We start from the raw sequence: 19,281 nt of genomic DNA, 5'->3' as shown, positions 1-19,281 counted from the left end.
AAAAATGAGTTTTCTTTAGAAGGTTTATAGCCCAAGTTTTAAATTCAATTTTAGCCTTTAAACATATGAAAAATGATTCTGATTTATAATTCCGAACACCTAAATTATAATCGAAAACCTTTAATTGAAAGTATCTATTGAACTTGCGCTAAAATCAATAATTATGTGCAAAAATAATTTACTAAAAGTTGTATTACTATTTTCAATGTTTGTGTTTTCACAAGAAAAACAAAACGCAGAAACAAATCTATTTGGGCTAGATGAAGAAATTGAAACACTTATAAAAGAATACCACGCAGCAGGTCTTGCCATCACTATTCTTAAAGATGGAAAAACCATATACAACAAAGGTTATGGGTATCGCGATCTAGAGAAAAAACTTCCCGTAAATGAACATACTGTTTTTGGCATTGGGTCCTGCACAAAGGCATTTACAGCGAGCTTATTAGGAATACTTGAAGGAGAAGGCAACCTAAAATTAACAGACAAACCAAGTCAGTATATTCCAGAATTAAGATTTTATAGTAATAGTATGAATGAAGAAATTAAAATTCATCATTTGTTATCACATAGCGTGGGTATTTCTGGAAGAGGTTTTGATACCTCAACAGTTCTTTTCTTACCAGAAAGCAATGAACTTATTGAAAAATTGAAATATTTTGAACAAATAAACCCTTTGGGTGAAAAGTTTAATTACAATAATAGCCTTTATGGAATTTCCGGTATTATAAGTGAAAAAGTGACAGGTAGTAGCTGGAATGAGAATATTTCTCAAATGATTTTTAATCCGTTGAATATGAAAAATAGCTACTCGAAATATAGTGAGGCAAATTTGAATTCAAATTTTTCTTTTGGGTATGCTGTCAATTCTAATGATATGCCTGAAAGGGTATTGCCAGAATTAATACAAGGAAAACTTGCCGCTGGTGGAATCTACAGTACCTCTAAAGATATGGCAAAATGGGTTCAGCTATGGATTGATGAAGGTGTATACAATGGAAAACAAATGATTCCAACACATTATATTTTCGAAGCGACACAATCAAAACAAAAAATATCAAATAGCCTTACCTATGGATATGGCTGGATAATGCAAAATCTCCAAGGATATCAAACGATAGAGCACTCGGGAGCAATTTCTGGATATACATCAAATGTAGTGATGATTCCTTCAAAAAAAATAGGGATCGTTATACTAACAAATCAAACTGTTTCAAATATTAGCAATAAAATTACGAATGTAATTTTAGAAAGATTATTAGAAATTAAGATTGATGAAACTGGACATCAAATAAGATTTGAGAGAAAACCAATCATAACCTCAGCAAATACAAACACCCTGCTTACTAATGAAAATCCACCACCTTTCTCTTTAAGTGAAGTAGAAGGAGCCTATTTTAATCCTTCTTATGGAACAATTAAAATTTCATTACAAAACAATACACTATATGCAGATTTTCCTTTAACAAAAATGCGCCTTCAACACCAAGAAGGAAGTATGTTTATTGATTATTTTACTGAGGAAATTCCATTGTTTATGGGCAATTATATGGTGTTTGATTTTTCTAAAGACACCCATAATTCTATAACAAGCTTGTCGATAAATCTAGATGAAAGGCCTGTTGTATTTAATAAACAAAACTAATAATTAGTGAAATTGAAAACAAATTATTGAAAATTTTGAACGATCAAAAAAGAGCTTACAGAAAATAAAGAGTGAATTAATATACTTACTTAAAATACAAAGCAATAAATCCCTGAAAAAAGATGAAAACAGCAGGATACTCTAGCACACCACTCGCAAAAAAATTAGGAATAAAAGAAAAGGATACTATACAGGTTTTTAATTTCCCTAAAAACTACTTAGATTTCTTTTTTGACTTTCCCCAGGGTGTGAAAATAATACCAGAAACCCGTGTTATACTTGAGATCGATTTCATTCATATATTTTGCAAGAATGAAGATGAGTTAATTGAGTCTTTTCCAATAGCCAAATCAAATCTCAAAAAAAGCGGAATTTTATGGATTAGTTGGCCAAAAAAGAGCTCGAATATTGCAACAGATTTAGATAAATTTACAATAATAAACTTTGGACTAAAAAATGGCCTTGTAGACACCAAAGTTGCGGCTATTGATAGTACCTGGAGCGGGCACAAATTTATGTATAGGCTAAAAGATAGATGAATAAAACACAAGGGGTAAAAACAACTAAAATCTACAAGTTAAAATTATAGCCCTACGAAAAAAAAGTAGACTTCTTTTGGAGAATTTAAAGTACTTTAGCACTCAAACTCAAGTGTCCAATCTATTAACAAAATCGTTCTCTTCAAAATAAAAAAATACAGATGCCCATAGAAAACATCCCGGAAATTTACTTTAGTGACAAAAAAGAGCATCCAGATTTATTTGTCTACGATTTTAAAATGTCAAGTGATGTTGTTAAAAGTAAAGTTAATTTAGGAATGAACATGTTTAGCTTCTTACAAGTTGGAAAGAAGCAGGTACATTTTGCTGGAAACTCAGTTGCAGTTAATAAAGACCAATCGTTAGTGCTTAAAAAAGGAAATTGGTTATGGACAGAGTTACTAGATTCAGAAGCAGTTTATTATTGTAAGTTATTCTTCTTTTCTGAAGAAAAACTTGTTGCGTTTTTAAAAAAGCACACAGAAAACAATCAAAACATTACAGGTAAAATACCCTATTTTATTATTAAAAATGACTCCTATATAAATTCATATTTAAATTCTCTTAGTTCAATCAGTGAAGTTCCCTTAGCGTTTTTAAATAATTTACTTTCTTTGAAATTTGAAGAATTGATGCTTTATCTTTTACAGAAATATGGAAAAACATTTGAACAATACCTGCATTCTTTAATTAATAGAGAAGCTTCATCTTTTAATAAAATTATAGAAAACCAAATACATTCTAATTTAAAACTGGAAGAAATTGCATTTTTATGCAATATGAGTTTATCAACTTTTAAACGTCACTTTATAAAAGAATATAGTATCTCTCCTGGAAAATGGTTTAACGATAAGCGTCTTTTAAAAGCAAAAGAAACCTTAGAAAAAGACCAATTAAAACCCTCAGATATTTATTTAGATTTTGGATACAATAACCTTTCAAATTTTAGTGTCGCCTTTAAAAATAAATTTGGATATAATCCCAGTGAAATAACTCCTTAATTTTCTTATTTCACTTTTAGCTTAAAAAATAGTTGACCTTTTTTCATAAGTCATTGAACTGTTTTAGTAACAAGATTCTTTACCTCTACAAGTAAATTTGCTTCAAAATAATAACTTCACTAAAACATATAATTATGAACATTACTTTAGAACAGGCAGAAAAAGCAATTGTTGCTGCAAAAGAAAAATCTATTGCAATTGACACAAAAATGAACATTGCTGTTGTTGATGCAGGAGCAAATCTAGTAGCATTTGGAAGAATGGATGGTGCTTGGTTAGGTTCTCTTGACATTTCAATTAAAAAAGCAAAAACAGCACGTTTTTTTGACATGAATACGGGTACAATTGGTGGCTTATCTCAACCTGGACAACCCTTATTTAATATAGAACACTCCAATAATGGATTGATCACTTTTCCAGGTGGTGTCCCAATTAAAAACGCATCTGGCGAAATCATTGGAGCTATTGGAGTAAGCGGTAGCTCTGTTGAAAACGACCATACTGTAGCAGAAGCTGGTGCAACAGCAATCTAATACTATACGTATCATTAAAAGAGGATAATTAGTTGTAATTATCCTCTTTTCTTTTTAAAAAAACTATGAAAAAATATATTGCCGAATGTATTGGAACGTTTGCTTTAGTGTTTTGTGGCACAGGAGCAATTATAGTAAACGAACAATCTAATGGAAGTTTAGGTTTATTAGGAATTGCTTTAACTTTTGGAATCTTGGTGAGTGCTATGATTTATATTTTTGGGAATATTTCTGGAGCACATATTAATCCGTCAGTTACAATAGCGCTAGTCATTGGCGAGTTGACAACAAAAAGAGATGCTATATTTTATATTATTGCTCAAAGTATTGGAGCAATATTGGCAAGTCTAGTACTGAAATTTACATTCTCTAAAACAGTAACTTTTGGTGAAACCATTCCTTCTGGCACCATACTAGAATCATTTATATTAGAATGTATTCTTACATTTTTTTTAATGCTTACCATTTTAGCAGTAACCTCTAAAAAAGAGTTTTCAAATATAGCTGGGGTTGTAATTGGTGTTGCTGTAACGGGAATTATCTTATTTGCTGGTCCCATCTCAGGAGGCTCATTTAATCCTGCTAGAAGTATAGCACCTGGTCTTGTGTCTGGAAATAGTAAAGCACTTTGGATCTACTTAACTGCACCAACAGTTGGTGCTATCGTTGCAATGTTAGTTTGGAAATATTTTACGAAACAAACTGCTCCTTTAAAAAACAAATAAAAGCCAAAAAAAGTAGCCCAAAGTAAATTTTTTCTAGGGTGCCGGATTAGGTATTGCAGTATGAACAGCTTCTATTTCCCTTAAAATTTCAGCAGAAAGAGAAATAGCAATACTATCTATATTTTCTGAAAGTTGCGCTATAGAAGTAGCTCCAATAATATTACTAGTTACAAAAGGTCTTTCGTTAACAAAGGCAAGTGCTAATTGCGTAAGTGTAAGGCCATGTTTTTGGGCGATATCATGATATGCCTGTGTAGCTTTAAAAGAACCTTCGCTATGGTAGCGCGAATAATTTGGAAATAAGGTAACTCTTGCTCCTTCTGGTTTTTTACCATCGAGGTATTTCCCTGTGAGCATTCCAAATGCCAGTGGTGAATACGGTAAGTAGCCAATATTTTCTTGTTGTAATACTTCTGTTAAGGCAATTTCATCTCTACGTTGCAACAAACTATAGGCGTTCTGGATAGACACCATTTTTTGTTTTCCTTTTCGGGCTTCTTCCATGTACCTCATGGCGCCAAAAGGGGTTTCATTACTCAAACCTATATGACGTACTTTACCTTCTTTTACATAGGTCTCTAAACGATTTAATATTTCGCCTATATTATCTTCCCAACGTTTATTAGCGTCATAATTATACTCTCTAACGCCAAAAATATTTACGGTTCTCTCTGGCCAATGTAATTGATACAAGTCTAAATAATCTGTCTGTAAACGGTTTAAACTTTTGTGTAATGCATCGTCTAAAGAGGCTTTACTAAAGTCTAGGTTTTCGCGCATGCAGTTAAAAATACCGCGCCCACTTCCTGTAATTTTGGAAGCCAACACCACTTTATCTCTTGTGCCATTCTTAGCAAACCAACTCCCAATATATTGTTCTGTAAGCCCTTGTGTTTCTGGGGTAAATGGCACTGCATACATCTCTGCAGTATCAAAAAAGTTGACTCCCTTTTCTAGTGCAAAGTCCATTTGTTCATGGGCTTCAGCTTCTGTGTTTTGGCGACCAAACGTCATGGTCCCTAAACAGATTTTACTTACTTCAATATTGGTATTTGGGAGGAGGGTGTATTTCATAGGGCAAAGATATCGATAATTAGGTTTTGACTAGAATTCACCTACTACTTTTGATTGTTAAATTTTAGTTGAGATTTACATCTCATTTAACAACTTATTAATTTCATCTAGTTTTGGTGTTAATACCACTTCAATACGTCTGTTTTTTGCGCGTCCTTCTTTGGAAGCATTGCTAGCAATAGGAGCATACTCTCCTCTACCCGCTGCAGTGAGGTTTTCTTTAGGGATGCTATTATTTTCGGTTAAGATGTTTACAATTGCGGTGGCTCTTTTGGTAGATAGATCCCAGTTGTTTTTAATATTTCCATTACCTCCAAAGGGTACATTGTCTGTATGACCTTCAATAAGTACTGCAATTTCTTTATTGTCTGCCAATACGGTTCCTAAAGCTTCAACTGCTTCTCTACCTCTACTATTTACGGCCCAACTTCCACTTTCAAACAATAATTTATTTTCCATAGAGACATATACTTTACCATCTCTTTGCTCTATGGTGAGGCCATTGCCTTCAAAGTTGGTAAGCGCCTTTGAAATGGCATCTTTTAAGGCGCGCATTTTAGCATCTTTAGCAGCAATAATAGCCTCTAATTCTGCCACTCGTTGTGCACTAGCATCTAAATCTCGTTGTGCTCGCTGAATGTTTTTCTCTTTATCTAGTAGCGCTTGTTCTTTGGCATTTAACTCGCGTTCTTTTGCTTCTAATTCTGCTAATAAAGCGCGGTTACGTTCTAGAATTTCTTGAAGGTTTTCATCACTATTGGCAACCAAAGCATCATAACTTTCTTTCAATCTATCATAGGCACTTTGGGTGGCAGCTAGGTTCATTTCTGCTCGGGTTTTTTCTCCAGTAAGTTGCTCTATTTGATTGTTTAGTCTTTCTAGGCCTACAACACCGTTTGCAGTACCAAGACCATCTAATTGAGATAATAATTCGGCATTTTCTGAAGCTAAGGCTTCATTTTTGGCTTGCTCATCTTCAAAAATAGCTTTGGAAACGCAGCTGCTCAATAAGCTTGTCAATGCTAAAACTAAAAGTAGGGTTTTTGTATTCATGGGGTTGTTTTAATGTGGGTTGTTATTTAAAATTTCCGAGGTGAATAGTAGCCTTTAAAAAGCCAATTCTACTAGGTGCGGACAATGATCACTATGCACCGCTGCCGGTAATATAACGGCACGTTTAATGTTTTCTTGTAAGGGTGTGGATACCATATTGTAATCGATACGCCAGCCTTTGTTATTGGCTCTGGCATTGGCGCGATAACTCCACCAAGTGTAGTTGTGCGGTTCTTTATTGAGGTGTCTAAAACTATCGATAAAGCCACTTTCCATAAAATCTGCAATCCACTTACGTTCTACAGGTAAAAAACCACTTGTGTTTTTATTTGCCTCCGGATTATGGATGTCTATTGCTTCATGACAAATATTATAATCGCCACAAATCACCAAATTTGGATAGTCTTTTTTTAGCGTATTGATATAGTCTTGAAACAATGCCATGTATTCTAGTTTATGTTCCAACCTAGCAATATTAGTTCCGCTTGGCAGGTATAAACTCATCACACTTACTGCATCAAAATCGACTCTAATATTTCGACCTTCAAAATCCATAGACTCAATACCTGTACCGTATTCAATGTGTTTGGGTTCTTGTTTGCAAAAAATTGCTACACCACTATACCCTTTTTTCTGTGCGCTAAACCAATAATGGTAAGGATATCCTGCCGCTTCAATCGCTTCAACCTCCACTTGTTCTTTTACTGCTTTTGTTTCTTGAATACATACCACATCTGCATCTGTAGTTTGCAACCAACCTAACATATCTTTACGCATGGCTGCGCGAATTCCGTTTACATTGTAACTTAGTATTTTCATGCTACTAAAGTAAATAAGATTGTATTTTTACGAAGCGCTATTTTTGAAAGGTTTTCACAAAACAATCAACAAATTAAAAAAACCTACGTTTATAAGATATCGTATCTAAGTTTGACCTTCGAGATGGTCCTTCACTTATGAAGCAATTGCTCTTTTTCTTGCTCTTTTTCATGGCCTTTGTAGGCTATGCACAAGAGGGTGCTTCAAACTATAAAAGTAAAAAAATAGCTGTTTCCGATAGTATTGTGGTGGATAGTGTGGCGCTAAATCCAAGTACGTTTGTGATTAAAGACAACCAAGGGTTTGTGATAGATTCGCTATTGTATGAAGTAGATTATGCTAAAGGGCTCTTGTTTCCTTCGGAAATTTTAGTTGCCAAAACCGATTCCTTAACGATTGATTATTTGGTCTTTCCCGAATTTTTAACCAAAGAATATTTTCAGTTTGATGAAAACATCATTGTAGAACGCACCGGTGCCATAGACAAATTATACGCGTTGGACCAAAGCACCAGAGACAACACCTTTACACCTTTTGATGGATTAAATACCGCAGGAAGTATCTCTAGAGGGATTACTATTGGGAACAATCAAAACGCTGTGGTAGACTCGCAACTCGATTTACAAATCACGGGAAAGCTAAGTGATAAAATTTCCATTCGTGCTTCGATACAAGATGCCAATATCCCCAACCAACAAGGAGGGTATTCTCAAAACCTAGACGAATTTGATCAAATTTTTATAGAGCTGTACAGTGATGATTGGAACATCCGTGCTGGAGATGTAGACTTGCAAAATCAAGACAGTTATTTTGGACGCTTTACCAAAAAAGTGCAAGGGATTTCTTTAGGTGGAACCCTAACTCATGAAAGCGGAGCCAAAACAAATGCATTTGCTGCGGGCGCATTGGTACGTGGTGTTTTTAGCAGCAGTAATTTTGTTGGGGAAGAAGGAAACCAAGGTCCGTATAAATTAGTAGGCCCCAATGGTGAATTGTTTGTGCTTATCGTCTCTGGAAGTGAAAAAGTGTATGTGAACGGTATTTTATTAGAACGAGGTGAAAACGAAGATTATATAATCGACTATAATGCTGGTGAAGTTAAATTTAACCCTACGTATCCTATCACGGCCAACATGCGTATCAGGATAGAATATCAATTTACAGAGCGTAACTATACCCGTTTTATTGGCTACGGTGGTGGTGGTTACACATCAGATACGTTTGATATTAGCGCATATGTGTATAGCGAAAATGATGCTAAGAATCAACCCTTACAGCAATCTCTTTCTGAAGAACAAGTCGCTATTCTTCAAGCAGCAGGAGATGATATGGATGCCATGACAGCTCCATCGGCAGTGCCCGATACTTTTGAAGAGGGTAAATTTTTATATAAGAAAGAAATTGCGATTAATGGAGATGAAATTTTTGTATTTTCCAACAATCCAGAAGACGAACTCTTTAATGTTCGCTTTACTTTGGTGGGTGCTAATCAAGGAGATTATGTGTTATCTCAAACCTCAGCTATCAATCGCATTTTTGAATATGTTGCTCCCATTAATGGGGTTCCCCAAGGAGATTTCGCTCCCTTTGTAAGGCTTGTTGCGCCTACAAAATTACAAATTGGTGGTGTAAAAGGCAGCTACCGCCCGAGTGATAAAACAAATATCGCTTTTGAACTTGCTGGTAGTCAAAATGACTTAAACTTATTTTCTGATATTGATAATGAAGATGATGAGGGCTATGCAGCGCATCTGGACATACAACAAAACATTCTTACAAGACCCGATAGCCTTGTCATTGCAGCGGTAGGTTCTTTTGATTTTATAAACCGAAATTTTAGAAGCATTGAACGCCTTTACAATGTCGAATTTAATCGCGACTGGAATTTAGTAAACCCCTTGGGTGATAGAAGATATATTACTGCGGGTGCTACTTTTAATTCGAATCGTTTTGGAGCTGCTCAATATAGTTTTCAGCAACTCAATTTCTCTGAAAATTATGATGGAATTCGACATGAAATTGTTGCGAATACGAAAGTAGATAAGTTGGTGGTAACTGCACAAGGTAGTTTTCTCAACAGTGAAAGTGAAACCCTAGACACCCAATTCTTAAGAGGAAATGCTACAGCAATCTATGCTTTTAAAGGAGCATGGGCAGGTGCAAAAACAGGTTTTGAAGACAATACAGTTCGTGATATTGCTCAAGACACACTTACCCCTTTAAGTATAAAATATAGTGCTTATGAGGTTTTTGCTGGCCTTGGTGACAGTACAAAGGTATTTGTACAGGCTGGATATCAATATCGCACCAACGATAGTCTTCGAAATAGCTCGGTACAACGTGTCAATAAAAGCAATACGTTTTATGCAGATTCTAAGCTTCTAAATTCTCAAAATGCTCAGTTGTCACTCTTTGCAAATTATAGAGTTTTAGAAACTGTAGATGAAGAAGCCACAGAGAAATCACTTAATGCGCGATTACTTTACAATCAAACATTGTTTAAAGGTTTTATTAGACTCAATACTACACTATCTTCCAATAATGGTGTCATACCTCAACAGGACTTTACCTATGTTGAAGTAGACCAAGGAGAAGGGATTTACACCTGGAATGATTACAATGAAAATGGGATTCAAGAATTAGAAGAATTTGAAATTGCTCAGTTTCAAGATGAAGCAAATTTTATACGCATCTTGTTACCCAACCAACGCTTTGTGAAAATAAGAGAAAACAAATTTGGGCAATCACTCACTCTCAATCCCCAACAATGGTCTGGTAAAACTGGATTTTTAAAAATCCTCTCAAAGTTTTATAATACTACTTCTTATGTGATAGATCGAAAAGTACGAAGAGCCAATGAAGATTTTAACATCAACCCATTTGAAGACGGGGGTGAAAATCAATTAGGACTGATCTTAAACTTTAGAAATGCACTATTTTTTAATAGAGGAAAGCAGCACTACACGACAAATTACACCTATTTATCAACCGAAACAGACAACTTACAATCATTAGGTTTACAGTCTAGCAAACTAGAAAGTCATCAATTAACCTTTACTCATAAGTTATGGCAAACATGGTTGGTTTCGGCAAAAGGAATAACGGGGAGCAATGAAAGCATCTCAGAAAACTTTGAAGGAAGAAATTTTAACCTAGAGACCTATGAGATTAACCCTAAAGTTTCCTATTTATTAAATAGCCAAACCCGTTTTGATGTATTTTACAATCTTATAAACAAGGACAATACTATAAATGGGCTAGAAATGTTAGACCAGCAAAAATTAGGGGTTTCTTTTGCCTATGCAAATGCTGAGAAAATCTCGGTAAATGGTGAGTTTACATTTATAGAAAATGCTTTTGAGGGAAATGCTTTTTCTCCCGTGGCCTATCAAATGTTAGAAGGATTGCAGCCTGGAAATAATTACACATGGCGTTTATTGTTTCAGAAGCGTATCACAAAATATTTAGATGCAAACCTAACATATAATGGCCGAAAAAGTGAGACAAGCAATACGGTACATACTGGAAGTATTCAGCTAAGAGCTTTCTTTTAATGTACGAAACAATTATTTGTCATCTCATATTTCCGCAAAAAAAAAGAGGCCCCATTTCTGGAAACCTCTTCTTCAAGTTTAAGTAATAAATCTTAGTATTATTCAACGATAATACGTTGTACTTTGTTTAGGGTATTATCTCCAATTCTTACAAAGTAAACACCTGTAGCTACATAAGACATGTTGATGGTCTTGTTATATCCAGCTCCGTTGTGTTCTAATGTGTAGAATGCAAGATTTTGACCTAATGTATTGTATACATTCACATTTAAATCTTCTGTGTATGTTGTTGTGTTAAACTGTAAGTCGAACATCTTATTATCTGTAGATGAAATTACAAATTCAGCAGCAGAGAACGTTTCATCATCAACACCTAACTCACCAGTAATGTTTGCAGTATAGTCGTTGGTACGCCCAAATTCTAAATCTTCGCAAGGGTCGGAAACATCTCCAGTTCCATTATTTTCATCTCCACCTCTTACTCTCATTCTGTGCATACCTGTTGTTACTCCAGAAATTGATCCAAAATCAACTACAAAATTCACATCTGTATTTGCTGCTCCACCTACTCCTTCAGCTATTAACTCAGAAGTTTCAAACTCATTGTTGTCATTAAAATCGATCCAAATAGCATAGTTAGAATTTTGCCAACCTAACTGAACAACACCATCAAAAGGATTGTCATTTAATACGAAATTAAAAACAATATCTGAATCGTCACTATATCCAGCTGGATCTGTACCACAGTTTGTAGAAAAATCTTGGTCAGCTAATTCAATTAAGGTAACACCATCACCAAACTCAGCACAATTAGATGTAGGTTGGCACACAGTATTTGAAACTACAACTTCGATTGTATCGTTTGAAGTATCTGCATCAGTAGCTAATGCTGTTCCAGCTACAATAGTGTAATCCCCAATCGCAGATAAATCTTCAGTGTTTGTAAAAGTGAAGCTATCTGACTCACCCTGAGCAAGATCTCCTATATAGGTTGCGGTTACATCTGCACCACCATTGATGTTATAAAATACTGGAATTGATGTTTGATTTGCAGTTCCAAAGTTTGTTACAGTAATAGCTACTTGTTCTGCTCCTCCTAGTTGACCTGAAGTTGGTGCTGTAATTGCTGTGACACCAGTATCATTAGCAAAAAGGTTTGTAACGTCTTTACAAAATTCATCGTTATCTGGAAGTTCGTCGCCAGGTAGATTTGTTCTAGCACAAATGGTGTATGTTGTTCCTTCAACACCTAAATTAGCTGTAGCAATGAAAGTATACTCTAGATTTTCTGCTGGTGCTATGATCCCCGGAATTACTTCTTGTACAGGGGTTCCTCCATTGATTGTAAAACTTACAGGCACATTTGATATAGGATCTATCCCTAAATTACGAACCGTTACCGTTACACTTTCTGTCATTCCTAGTGCACCATCTTCTGGTTGCGAAATGTCAATCACAGCAGCATCTAAAGCAGCATCTGGAGCAATTTTAAATACAGCGACATGATTTGTAAATCTATATTCTGTGATAAACCAAAATTCGTTGTCGTTACTTGGATCTACATCTAATTTAGCATAGTCACCAAAACGTCCACCAGTACCAGTTATGTTCGCCGTACTTGCACCAAAGATAACTTCTTCTGCAGTCATCACTCCAGGATCATCTGTTGCAAAACGACCTGTATATGCTGCAGAAACTCTAAAATCTGTTGGGTTTGGAGTATCAGGACCTGCCATAGTAGTGTATCCCATACCTATGTTTCCTTGATTATCCATTGCCATACTAGCCATCCAAGCGTGTCTTCCATCTGGCGCAGTATACGTTCCTTCTTGTGCTATAGACCAAGGACCTCCGTCTACATCTTGACGAAACTCGTACCAACGAACACCAGCTCTTTCTACACTATTACTAGCTTCAACATCAACAACAAAATTAAATATTGCAGAGTTATAGGTTGGAAACTTTCTAAATTGTGCTTGGTTCATAATAGTAGATTGCAATGCATCTATTGCAGGTCCGTTTCCTGGCTGTGTTAGGTTTGCAAAACTACCTCCATCAAACACGTTAATAAATGGCTCTATATTAGTAAACACTTCTGGAGCAGAAACATTTGAGTTTCCTGGAGTATCAAAATCTACATTTACAGTCCAGATATTAATGGCATCTTGCGTTACACCGCCAAATCCGTCGTCTCTCATATAAACCAATGGTGCTCCACCTGTTGTTGGGTGAACATCATTGGTGATGTTAAATACTTGTGCACTTGTAAAGCCTTGTCCTTGCACACCAGGAATTGTAAATCCTTGAATGTTTGCCGTAGGATCTCCAGCCAATACAGCATCTCTATCTAGAGCCCATACATCTCTAGCGCCGTTATCTGTAATATAATATCCATCTCTCCAAACAGAAAGTTTGTTGTAATCATTTACTTGAGGTAGCGTATATACATCCCATGAAGAAGTTACAGGGTTCGAGCCACTAGAAACAGCAACCAATACTCCATTACCAAGGTAAGAAATCACCCATCTTTCAGCTAAGTTATCGTATGAAGCTGTTAAATCACAACATCCAGCAGAATTAAAGATAGCTGAAGGATTTGTAGGTCCTTGTACAATATTACCATCTTTGTCATAAATCATAAATCCCGTATTGTATACAACAAATGCATGATCTGGACCGATAGCGATTGCAGGATCTGAAGGTGAACCAACATTATTACCTACAACAAAATCGAATAATGCATCTCTTGTAGGGTATTTGCCCTTAAGAGGATGAGGATTTTCTACTAGATAATCATTTGTTCTTTGCGGATCTTTTTCAGGAATTACTTCCACCTTAGCAGATCTTCCGTCCTGTGGAGGCGTTGTATGAAATACGGGAGCTTCTAAATTTGATCTAGAGGCCAATGAAGGCATCGTAAATTTTTCGGCAGATGCACCAACATAGGTAAGACCGCTCTCTTGGTTTTCTTGTGCTTGCACTACAAACAAAGTTGCAAACAAAAACAAGAAAAGTGTCATTTTAATTTTCATGAGAATTTAGTTTAAGTTCAGTTTAAATTTGAAAAGGCAAGATACCACTATACATCTCTAATGAGAAAATTTAGTAGCAAATAGTGAGTTTTTAGTGAGAAATCTCATTTAGATATGAGTTTTAAGGAATCTTAAGATAAAGGTTTGGACTGCTTTACATCCAAAAAAATCCCTAGTAAGAAAAACTTACTAGGGACTAATACATGGAACCTGTATGTTTATTTAACTAATATCTTAGCATTTAATTTTGATTTAGAATTACCCATATTTACAATATAAGTCCCTGCAGAAAATCTAGACATATCAACACGAGCATTATACAAGTTGTTCGCTCCTTTTTCTACTTGCTGGTATACCACTCTTTTACCAGTAATGTCGAAAATTGCTAAGCGTAAAATATCACTAGTAACCTCTGTGCGTAATGAAATATCAAATAGTTTATTGTCTTGAGATAGTACAGACAATTCTGAAGTATCTTCATTTAAATCATTTACTCCTAACTCAATATCTGAAACCTTAAAAGAAGCAATTCTCGTTCTTCTACCTCCTGAACTCCCAGAGTATTCTGAAGTATACCAGAATGTTAAATCATCTACAGGATCTATTACTAGCTGTCCATAATCTCCGTAACGTGATCCGATAGCTCTATTTGTACCTTCAATAATTAGGGTTTCACCTAATGTCATTTGACCCAAAGGATCGCCATCTTTACGCCCTGTAAAATATAAACTTGGGTAGCTTTCACTTCCAGTTTTAATATACGCCATGGCTATGTTTCCTTCTTGATCCATTCCCATAGCTCCCATAAATACACTTTCATCTCCAACTGGGTCTGTATAGGTACCTTCTTGAAATAAGCTCCATGGGTTTCCAGCTGTTCTTCTTAACTCCATCCAGCGCAGTCCAGAAACTTTGGAGTTATTTACTGGCTCAACAACCCAGTTTACTACCATAGACTCATGTGATCCAAAATCATATCGGTGGGTTTGAAAATTTACAACATTTACAAGCGCATCAATTCTTTGGTTTGTGTTGGGTTGTTGCAGATTTGCAAAAGGATCACCATTCGTTCCTGCTATAAATGAGTCATAAGAAGATAAAGGTATTTCTAATGGCGCACTTACCGATGCAGAACTTGGGTTGCTCCAATCTACATCAAAATCCCACACTTTAATATGATCTGTACTTACACCGCCAAATGCATTATCTTGCATCCATACAATAGGTACTGGACCAGAAGCTATGCCTGCTCCCTCTGAGTGTGCAGGTTGTGGTGCATTAAATACAAGACCACTTCGGTAACTTGGCATCTGTAAAGTAACCATTTCGGCACTTGCATCTCCATTAAGCAATTTTTCTCTATTTAACGCATACATGCGACCATTTGGAGAAAAATTACCAGTTATCACAATACTGTTACCATAAATACCAAAGTGAGGATAATCTATAGTACCATTTGGATTAAATGTGAAAACATTATAACTACCAGTTGGATCTGGTGTTTGGGAAATAGCAACAATAAAACGACTCGCAGAAGGAACAAATGGACTTCTAAACTGGCTTATCATCCATCTATCAGCTTCTCTATCGTACAATACAATAGGATCTCCATTACCTGACCCTAGAGGGTTACTCAAAGATTTTGGAAAGCCAGGAGCTTGATTTCCGTTTTTATCCCATACCGACCAACCAATGTTTGTCATTTGCACATAATGATTTGGACCTACAGCACCTGTTGGATCTGTTGGAGAAACCACAGCATTTGTTAAGCCTGGAATATTAATGATTGGTGGACCCGCAACTCTTGTTTGTGGAGCCGTTTGAATAATTGGATCCACTTGCGTTGGGCTCTCCCCAATGGTTTTTAAGAATTCTGCTTTTGCTTTTCTTTTTTGACTCATATACCCTCTTGGATGCTCTTTTTTTGGAGCGTCAAGTAGATTAAACTCTGGGTAATCTCTCATGGGCTGGGTAACATAAAAGTCTTCTACACCTTGCACAGTTGTAGTTTCTAAAGTATTACTAGCGTCTTGGGCTTGTAGTGACATAGAAAATATCCCTAAAGAAACCAATGCGAAGTATTTAATTTTTTTCATCTGGTGGTATTTAAGTTTGTATTAAGTACGTAAAAATAGCAGGTTTACACCTATAATCTGCTAAAATAATAAAATATTTTTCTCACTAATTTCTACTACTAATAAACATAAGCCCCTCAAAACATACAATTTACACAAACAATACACCCTCATATTTTATTTGTATATTGAGGCATTATATTTGATTACATTTAAATTATAACACGAAAACCATATACTAATGATTGTGAAAAACATACTTTTTACTGTATCCCTTTTTGTAGCAGTTAGTTGCAATTCAAAAAAAACTGCTACTGATGCCACAAACAGCAATACAAAAACAACAATGACTCAAGAAGAAATGATGGCTAATGGTTTTGTAACTGGAACTATTGAGGAAAGTACCAAAGAAGGTGATTGTCCTTTTACCATAAAAATGACAGGAGAAGATGGAACTATCTTTTACTATGACCCAACAAACTTAGAGGATGAATTCAAAAAAGATGGAATGGATGTTATCTTTACTTTTAGAGGGCTTCGTATGATGAATAGATGTCCTAGGGCGAATCCTGTTGAAATAAAAGAAATACAAGCAAAATAACACAGTCTGAAACTCGACCATTTCAGAAAACAAAAAAATCCCAATGCTTATACTATTGGGATTTTTTATATACCTATTTTAAAGTATTTATTTTTGTAGCCAATACTTCATAGACAAGGTTTTTGAAACCAATCCAGCGATATCAGCAATTGCAATACGTTCTTGTTCCATAGAGTCACGATGACGAATTGTTACTGTTTTATCTTCTAGTGTTTGGTGATCAACCGTAATACAAAAAGGAGTGCCATTGGCATCTTGACGTCTGTATCTTTTCCCAACAGCATCTTTCTCATCGTAAAACACATTATAATCCCACTGTAAATCTTCAATAATTTCTTTTGCAATTTCAGGAAGACCATCTTTTTTAACCAATGGGAAAACAGCAATCTTAACTGGTGCCAGAACAGCTGGTAATTTTAAAACAGTTCTAGAAGAACCATCCTCTAATGTTTCTTCTTGCAACGAATTACTCATAACCGCTAAAAACATTCTATCCAAACCAATAGAGGTTTCAACCACATAAGGCGTGTAATTTTCTTTCAATTCTGGGTCAAAGAATTGCAACTTTTTACCACTATGCTCTTCATGGGCTTTTAAATCGAAATCGGTTCTAGAGTGAATTCCTTCTAATTCTTTAAAACCGAATGGAAATTTAAACTCTATATCTGCTGCTGCATTGGCATAATGTGCTAATTTTTCATGATCATGAAAACGATAATTTTCTGGACCTAATCCTAAAGAATGGTGCCATTTTAATCTGGTTTCTTTCCAGTACTCATACCATTTCATTTCTTCTCCTGGGCGCACAAAAAATTGCATTTCCATTTGTTCAAACTCACGCATTCTAAAAATAAACTGTCTTGCAACGATTTCATTTCTAAACGCTTTTCCTGTTTGAGCAATTCCAAAAGGAATCTTCATTCTTCCCGTTTTCTGGACGTTTAAGAAGTTTACAAAAATACCTTGTGCTGTTTCTGGACGTAGGTACAAATCTGTTGCACTCTCGGCAGAGGCCCCTAACTTAGTACCAAACATTAAGTTAAATTGCTTTACATCGGTCCAATTTTTTGAACCACTTACTGGACAAACAATTCCAAGATCTTCAATCAAAGCTTTTACCGCATCAAGATCTTCGGCTTCCAGCAAACGTGCTAAAGTGCTTAACATTTCAGCTTTTTTCTCACGATATCCAATCACTCTCGCATTGGTGGTCACAAACTCCTCTTCATTAAAAGCATCTCCAAATCTCTTTTGAGCCTTTTTGATTTCTTTTTGTGCTTTATTTTCAAGCTTCTCTGCGTGGTCTTCTACCAAAACATCTGCACGATAGCGTTTTTTAGAATCCTTGTTATCTATCAAAGGATCGCTAAAAGCATCTACATGTCCAGAGGCTTTCCAGGTCTTTGGGTGCATTAATATTGCAGCATCAAGACCTACAATATTTTGATGCATATACACCATGCTTTTCCACCAGTATTCGCGAATGTTTTTCTTTAATTCTACTCCGTTTTGAGCATAATCGTATACGGCACTTAAGCCATCATAAATCTCACTCGAACCAAAGATATATCCATACTCTTTTGCGTGCGAGATTACTTTTTTAAATTGATCTTCATTATTTGCCATAGCGCAAAAATAGAAAAATCCGCTGCGATATGAAGGGCAGAGGATTTTATTTTTAAAGTATTTTCTGAAATTTTATTTCAACTCTAATCTTGTGTTTCCTATTTGCCTTCCTGCATCAAAAATATTGATGATATAGGTCCCTTTCACCAATTCTTCTTCGGTAGCTTCTACAAGCGTACACACATCCAGCGCTTCATTTTCATAAAACACATTGGTTGTTGCACTATAGGCTAATAAACCGTTGTCAAAATTAATCTTGGCGTTTTCTCCAATCACAGTATTATTTGGATTAATGACTTGCACATAAATCATTCTATCACCCAACTCGGCCACTGCATTTGGTGCTATGGTATAACAAGCTCTAATGTTCTCTGCTCTTCGTGCACGTTGTGTCTCTACAATTTTACCACTACTACGAACTCTAACTCCGTCTGCTTTTAAACTAGTAATACCAATTAAAGCAGCTTTTTCTAGAGACTTAGACATCTCTGCATTTGAAGTATTTACAGAATCTACCAACTTAATGGTTTCATTTAAAACAGTGGTCGTACTATCTCGCTCTATAGACAAACGTTCATTAACTCGTATTAAACTATCTGCACGACGAAACAGTTTCTTGCGTTCGTTCTTTAAACGTCCTATTTCTGCTTTGTATCTTTTAATTAAAGAAACATTAGCTTTGGCATCTTTTACAGAATCTAACAACACTGTAATACGCTCTCTAGCAGCCAAAAGGTCTTGATCTTTTAACTCATTGTCTTGAATAATCTCATTGTAATTACTAATAAGATCTTCTAACTCATTTTGAATTTCAATCTTATCTTCTTCTAAAGTAGTCTGTGTTTCTTTACTCTCCTTAAACAAGGTAAACGTATAGACTGCCAACCCAATTAATAAGGCCGATAAAATCCCGATCAATATTTTAAAACGATTGTTGTTATTTGTTTCTGATGTCATGGGGAATATATTTATGTTAATTTAGTACATTAGAGGAGCGCAAGATA

The 19,281-nt window shown here is 35.5% G+C and carries 14 protein-coding genes; 7 read left to right on the top strand and 7 right to left on the bottom strand.

Annotated elements, in window-relative coordinates; translation table 11 throughout:
- The first annotated feature begins 163 nt into the window (after window positions 1-163).
- From ACY2RS_RS06585 to ACY2RS_RS06565, 5 genes are all read left to right on the top strand, one after another.
- On the top strand, window positions 164-1,645 hold the full coding sequence (locus ACY2RS_RS06585; protein ID WP_490097831.1) for a serine hydrolase: 1,482 nt from the start codon (window positions 164-166) through the stop codon (window positions 1,643-1,645).
- Between the two features lie 122 nt (window positions 1,646-1,767).
- Window positions 1,768-2,184, top strand: a complete 417-nt coding sequence (locus ACY2RS_RS06580; protein ID WP_490097830.1) for a DUF3052 domain-containing protein — start codon at window positions 1,768-1,770, stop codon at window positions 2,182-2,184.
- A gap of 161 nt (window positions 2,185-2,345) precedes the next feature.
- The gene (locus ACY2RS_RS06575; protein ID WP_490097829.1) at window positions 2,346-3,185 is read left to right on the top strand and encodes a helix-turn-helix domain-containing protein; all 840 of its coding nucleotides are present in this window, start codon (window positions 2,346-2,348) and stop codon (window positions 3,183-3,185) included.
- Between the two features lie 134 nt (window positions 3,186-3,319).
- Window positions 3,320-3,718 (top strand): GlcG/HbpS family heme-binding protein, encoded by a 399-nt coding sequence (locus tag ACY2RS_RS06570; RefSeq protein ID WP_490097828.1) that lies wholly within the window; start codon window positions 3,320-3,322, stop codon window positions 3,716-3,718.
- Window positions 3,719-3,783: 65 nt separating this feature from the next.
- Window positions 3,784-4,443, top strand: a complete 660-nt coding sequence (locus ACY2RS_RS06565; protein ID WP_490097827.1) for an MIP/aquaporin family protein — start codon at window positions 3,784-3,786, stop codon at window positions 4,441-4,443.
- Window positions 4,444-4,476: 33 nt separating this feature from the next.
- On the opposite strand, the gene ACY2RS_RS06560 is transcribed toward ACY2RS_RS06565, so the two are convergent.
- From ACY2RS_RS06560 to ACY2RS_RS06550, 3 genes are all read right to left on the bottom strand, one after another.
- Window positions 4,477-5,517, bottom strand: a complete 1,041-nt coding sequence (locus tag ACY2RS_RS06560; RefSeq protein WP_490097826.1) for an NADP(H)-dependent aldo-keto reductase — start codon at window positions 5,515-5,517, stop codon at window positions 4,477-4,479.
- A gap of 75 nt (window positions 5,518-5,592) precedes the next feature.
- Entirely contained in the window at window positions 5,593-6,570 is a 978-nt protein-coding gene (locus ACY2RS_RS06555; RefSeq protein ID WP_490097825.1) for an OmpA/MotB family protein, read from the bottom strand.
- Between the two features lie 54 nt (window positions 6,571-6,624).
- Window positions 6,625-7,389, bottom strand: coding sequence for an exodeoxyribonuclease III (locus ACY2RS_RS06550; RefSeq protein ID WP_490097824.1), 765 nt, complete (start codon window positions 7,387-7,389; stop codon window positions 6,625-6,627).
- A gap of 137 nt (window positions 7,390-7,526) precedes the next feature.
- On the opposite strand from ACY2RS_RS06550, the gene ACY2RS_RS06545 reads away from it, so the two are divergent.
- On the top strand, window positions 7,527-10,943 hold the full coding sequence (locus ACY2RS_RS06545; RefSeq protein ID WP_490097823.1) for a DUF8818 domain-containing protein: 3,417 nt from the start codon (window positions 7,527-7,529) through the stop codon (window positions 10,941-10,943).
- Between the two features lie 98 nt (window positions 10,944-11,041).
- Here the strand turns inward: ACY2RS_RS06545 and ACY2RS_RS06540 are convergent, their stop codons facing one another.
- Entirely contained in the window at window positions 11,042-13,975 is a 2,934-nt protein-coding gene (locus ACY2RS_RS06540) for a GEVED domain-containing protein (protein WP_490097822.1), read from the bottom strand.
- Window positions 13,976-14,193: 218 nt separating this feature from the next.
- Window positions 14,194-16,071, bottom strand: a complete 1,878-nt coding sequence (locus ACY2RS_RS06535) for a T9SS type A sorting domain-containing protein (protein ID WP_490097821.1) — start codon at window positions 16,069-16,071, stop codon at window positions 14,194-14,196.
- A gap of 226 nt (window positions 16,072-16,297) precedes the next feature.
- Here ACY2RS_RS06535 and ACY2RS_RS06530 point away from each other — a divergent pair, with 226 nt between their 5' ends.
- The gene (locus tag ACY2RS_RS06530) at window positions 16,298-16,651 is read left to right on the top strand and encodes a hypothetical protein (RefSeq protein WP_490097820.1); all 354 of its coding nucleotides are present in this window, start codon (window positions 16,298-16,300) and stop codon (window positions 16,649-16,651) included.
- 87 nt (window positions 16,652-16,738) lie between these two features.
- On the opposite strand, the gene ACY2RS_RS06525 is transcribed toward ACY2RS_RS06530, so the two are convergent.
- Window positions 16,739-18,277: a glycine--tRNA ligase gene (locus ACY2RS_RS06525; protein WP_490097819.1), complete on the bottom strand. Its 1,539-nt coding sequence runs from the start codon at window positions 18,275-18,277 to the stop codon at window positions 16,739-16,741.
- A gap of 72 nt (window positions 18,278-18,349) precedes the next feature.
- Window positions 18,350-19,234 (bottom strand): DUF8428 domain-containing protein, encoded by an 885-nt coding sequence (locus tag ACY2RS_RS06520; RefSeq protein ID WP_490097818.1) that lies wholly within the window; start codon window positions 19,232-19,234, stop codon window positions 18,350-18,352.
- Window positions 19,235-19,281: the final 47 nt, after the last annotated feature.

The organism is Patiriisocius sp. 208BN25-11, assembly GCF_058147145.1.
This window is presented reverse-complemented; position numbering and strand designations above follow the sequence as displayed.

Excerpts from the sequence above, each read along its gene's own strand:
- ACY2RS_RS06580 (WP_490097830.1), top strand. The coding sequence starts at position 1,768 with ATGAAAACAGCAGGATACTCTAGCACACCACTCGCAAAAAAATTAGGA.
- ACY2RS_RS06535 (WP_490097821.1), bottom strand. The coding sequence starts at position 16,071 with ATGAAAAAAATTAAATACTTCGCATTGGTTTCTTTAGGGATATTTTCT.
- ACY2RS_RS06575 (WP_490097829.1), top strand. The coding sequence starts at position 2,346 with ATGCCCATAGAAAACATCCCGGAAATTTACTTTAGTGACAAAAAAGAG.
- ACY2RS_RS06560 (WP_490097826.1), bottom strand. The coding sequence starts at position 5,517 with ATGAAATACACCCTCCTCCCAAATACCAATATTGAAGTAAGTAAAATC.
- ACY2RS_RS06555 (WP_490097825.1), bottom strand. The coding sequence starts at position 6,570 with ATGAATACAAAAACCCTACTTTTAGTTTTAGCATTGACAAGCTTATTG.
- ACY2RS_RS06525 (WP_490097819.1), bottom strand. The coding sequence starts at position 18,277 with ATGGCAAATAATGAAGATCAATTTAAAAAAGTAATCTCGCACGCAAAA.
- ACY2RS_RS06545 (WP_490097823.1), top strand. The coding sequence starts at position 7,527 with ATGAAGCAATTGCTCTTTTTCTTGCTCTTTTTCATGGCCTTTGTAGGC.
- ACY2RS_RS06585 (WP_490097831.1), top strand. The coding sequence starts at position 164 with ATGTGCAAAAATAATTTACTAAAAGTTGTATTACTATTTTCAATGTTT.
- ACY2RS_RS06570 (WP_490097828.1), top strand. The coding sequence starts at position 3,320 with ATGAACATTACTTTAGAACAGGCAGAAAAAGCAATTGTTGCTGCAAAA.
- ACY2RS_RS06540 (WP_490097822.1), bottom strand. The coding sequence starts at position 13,975 with ATGAAAATTAAAATGACACTTTTCTTGTTTTTGTTTGCAACTTTGTTT.
- ACY2RS_RS06550 (WP_490097824.1), bottom strand. The coding sequence starts at position 7,389 with ATGAAAATACTAAGTTACAATGTAAACGGAATTCGCGCAGCCATGCGT.
- ACY2RS_RS06520 (WP_490097818.1), bottom strand. The coding sequence starts at position 19,234 with ATGACATCAGAAACAAATAACAACAATCGTTTTAAAATATTGATCGGG.
- ACY2RS_RS06565 (WP_490097827.1), top strand. The coding sequence starts at position 3,784 with ATGAAAAAATATATTGCCGAATGTATTGGAACGTTTGCTTTAGTGTTT.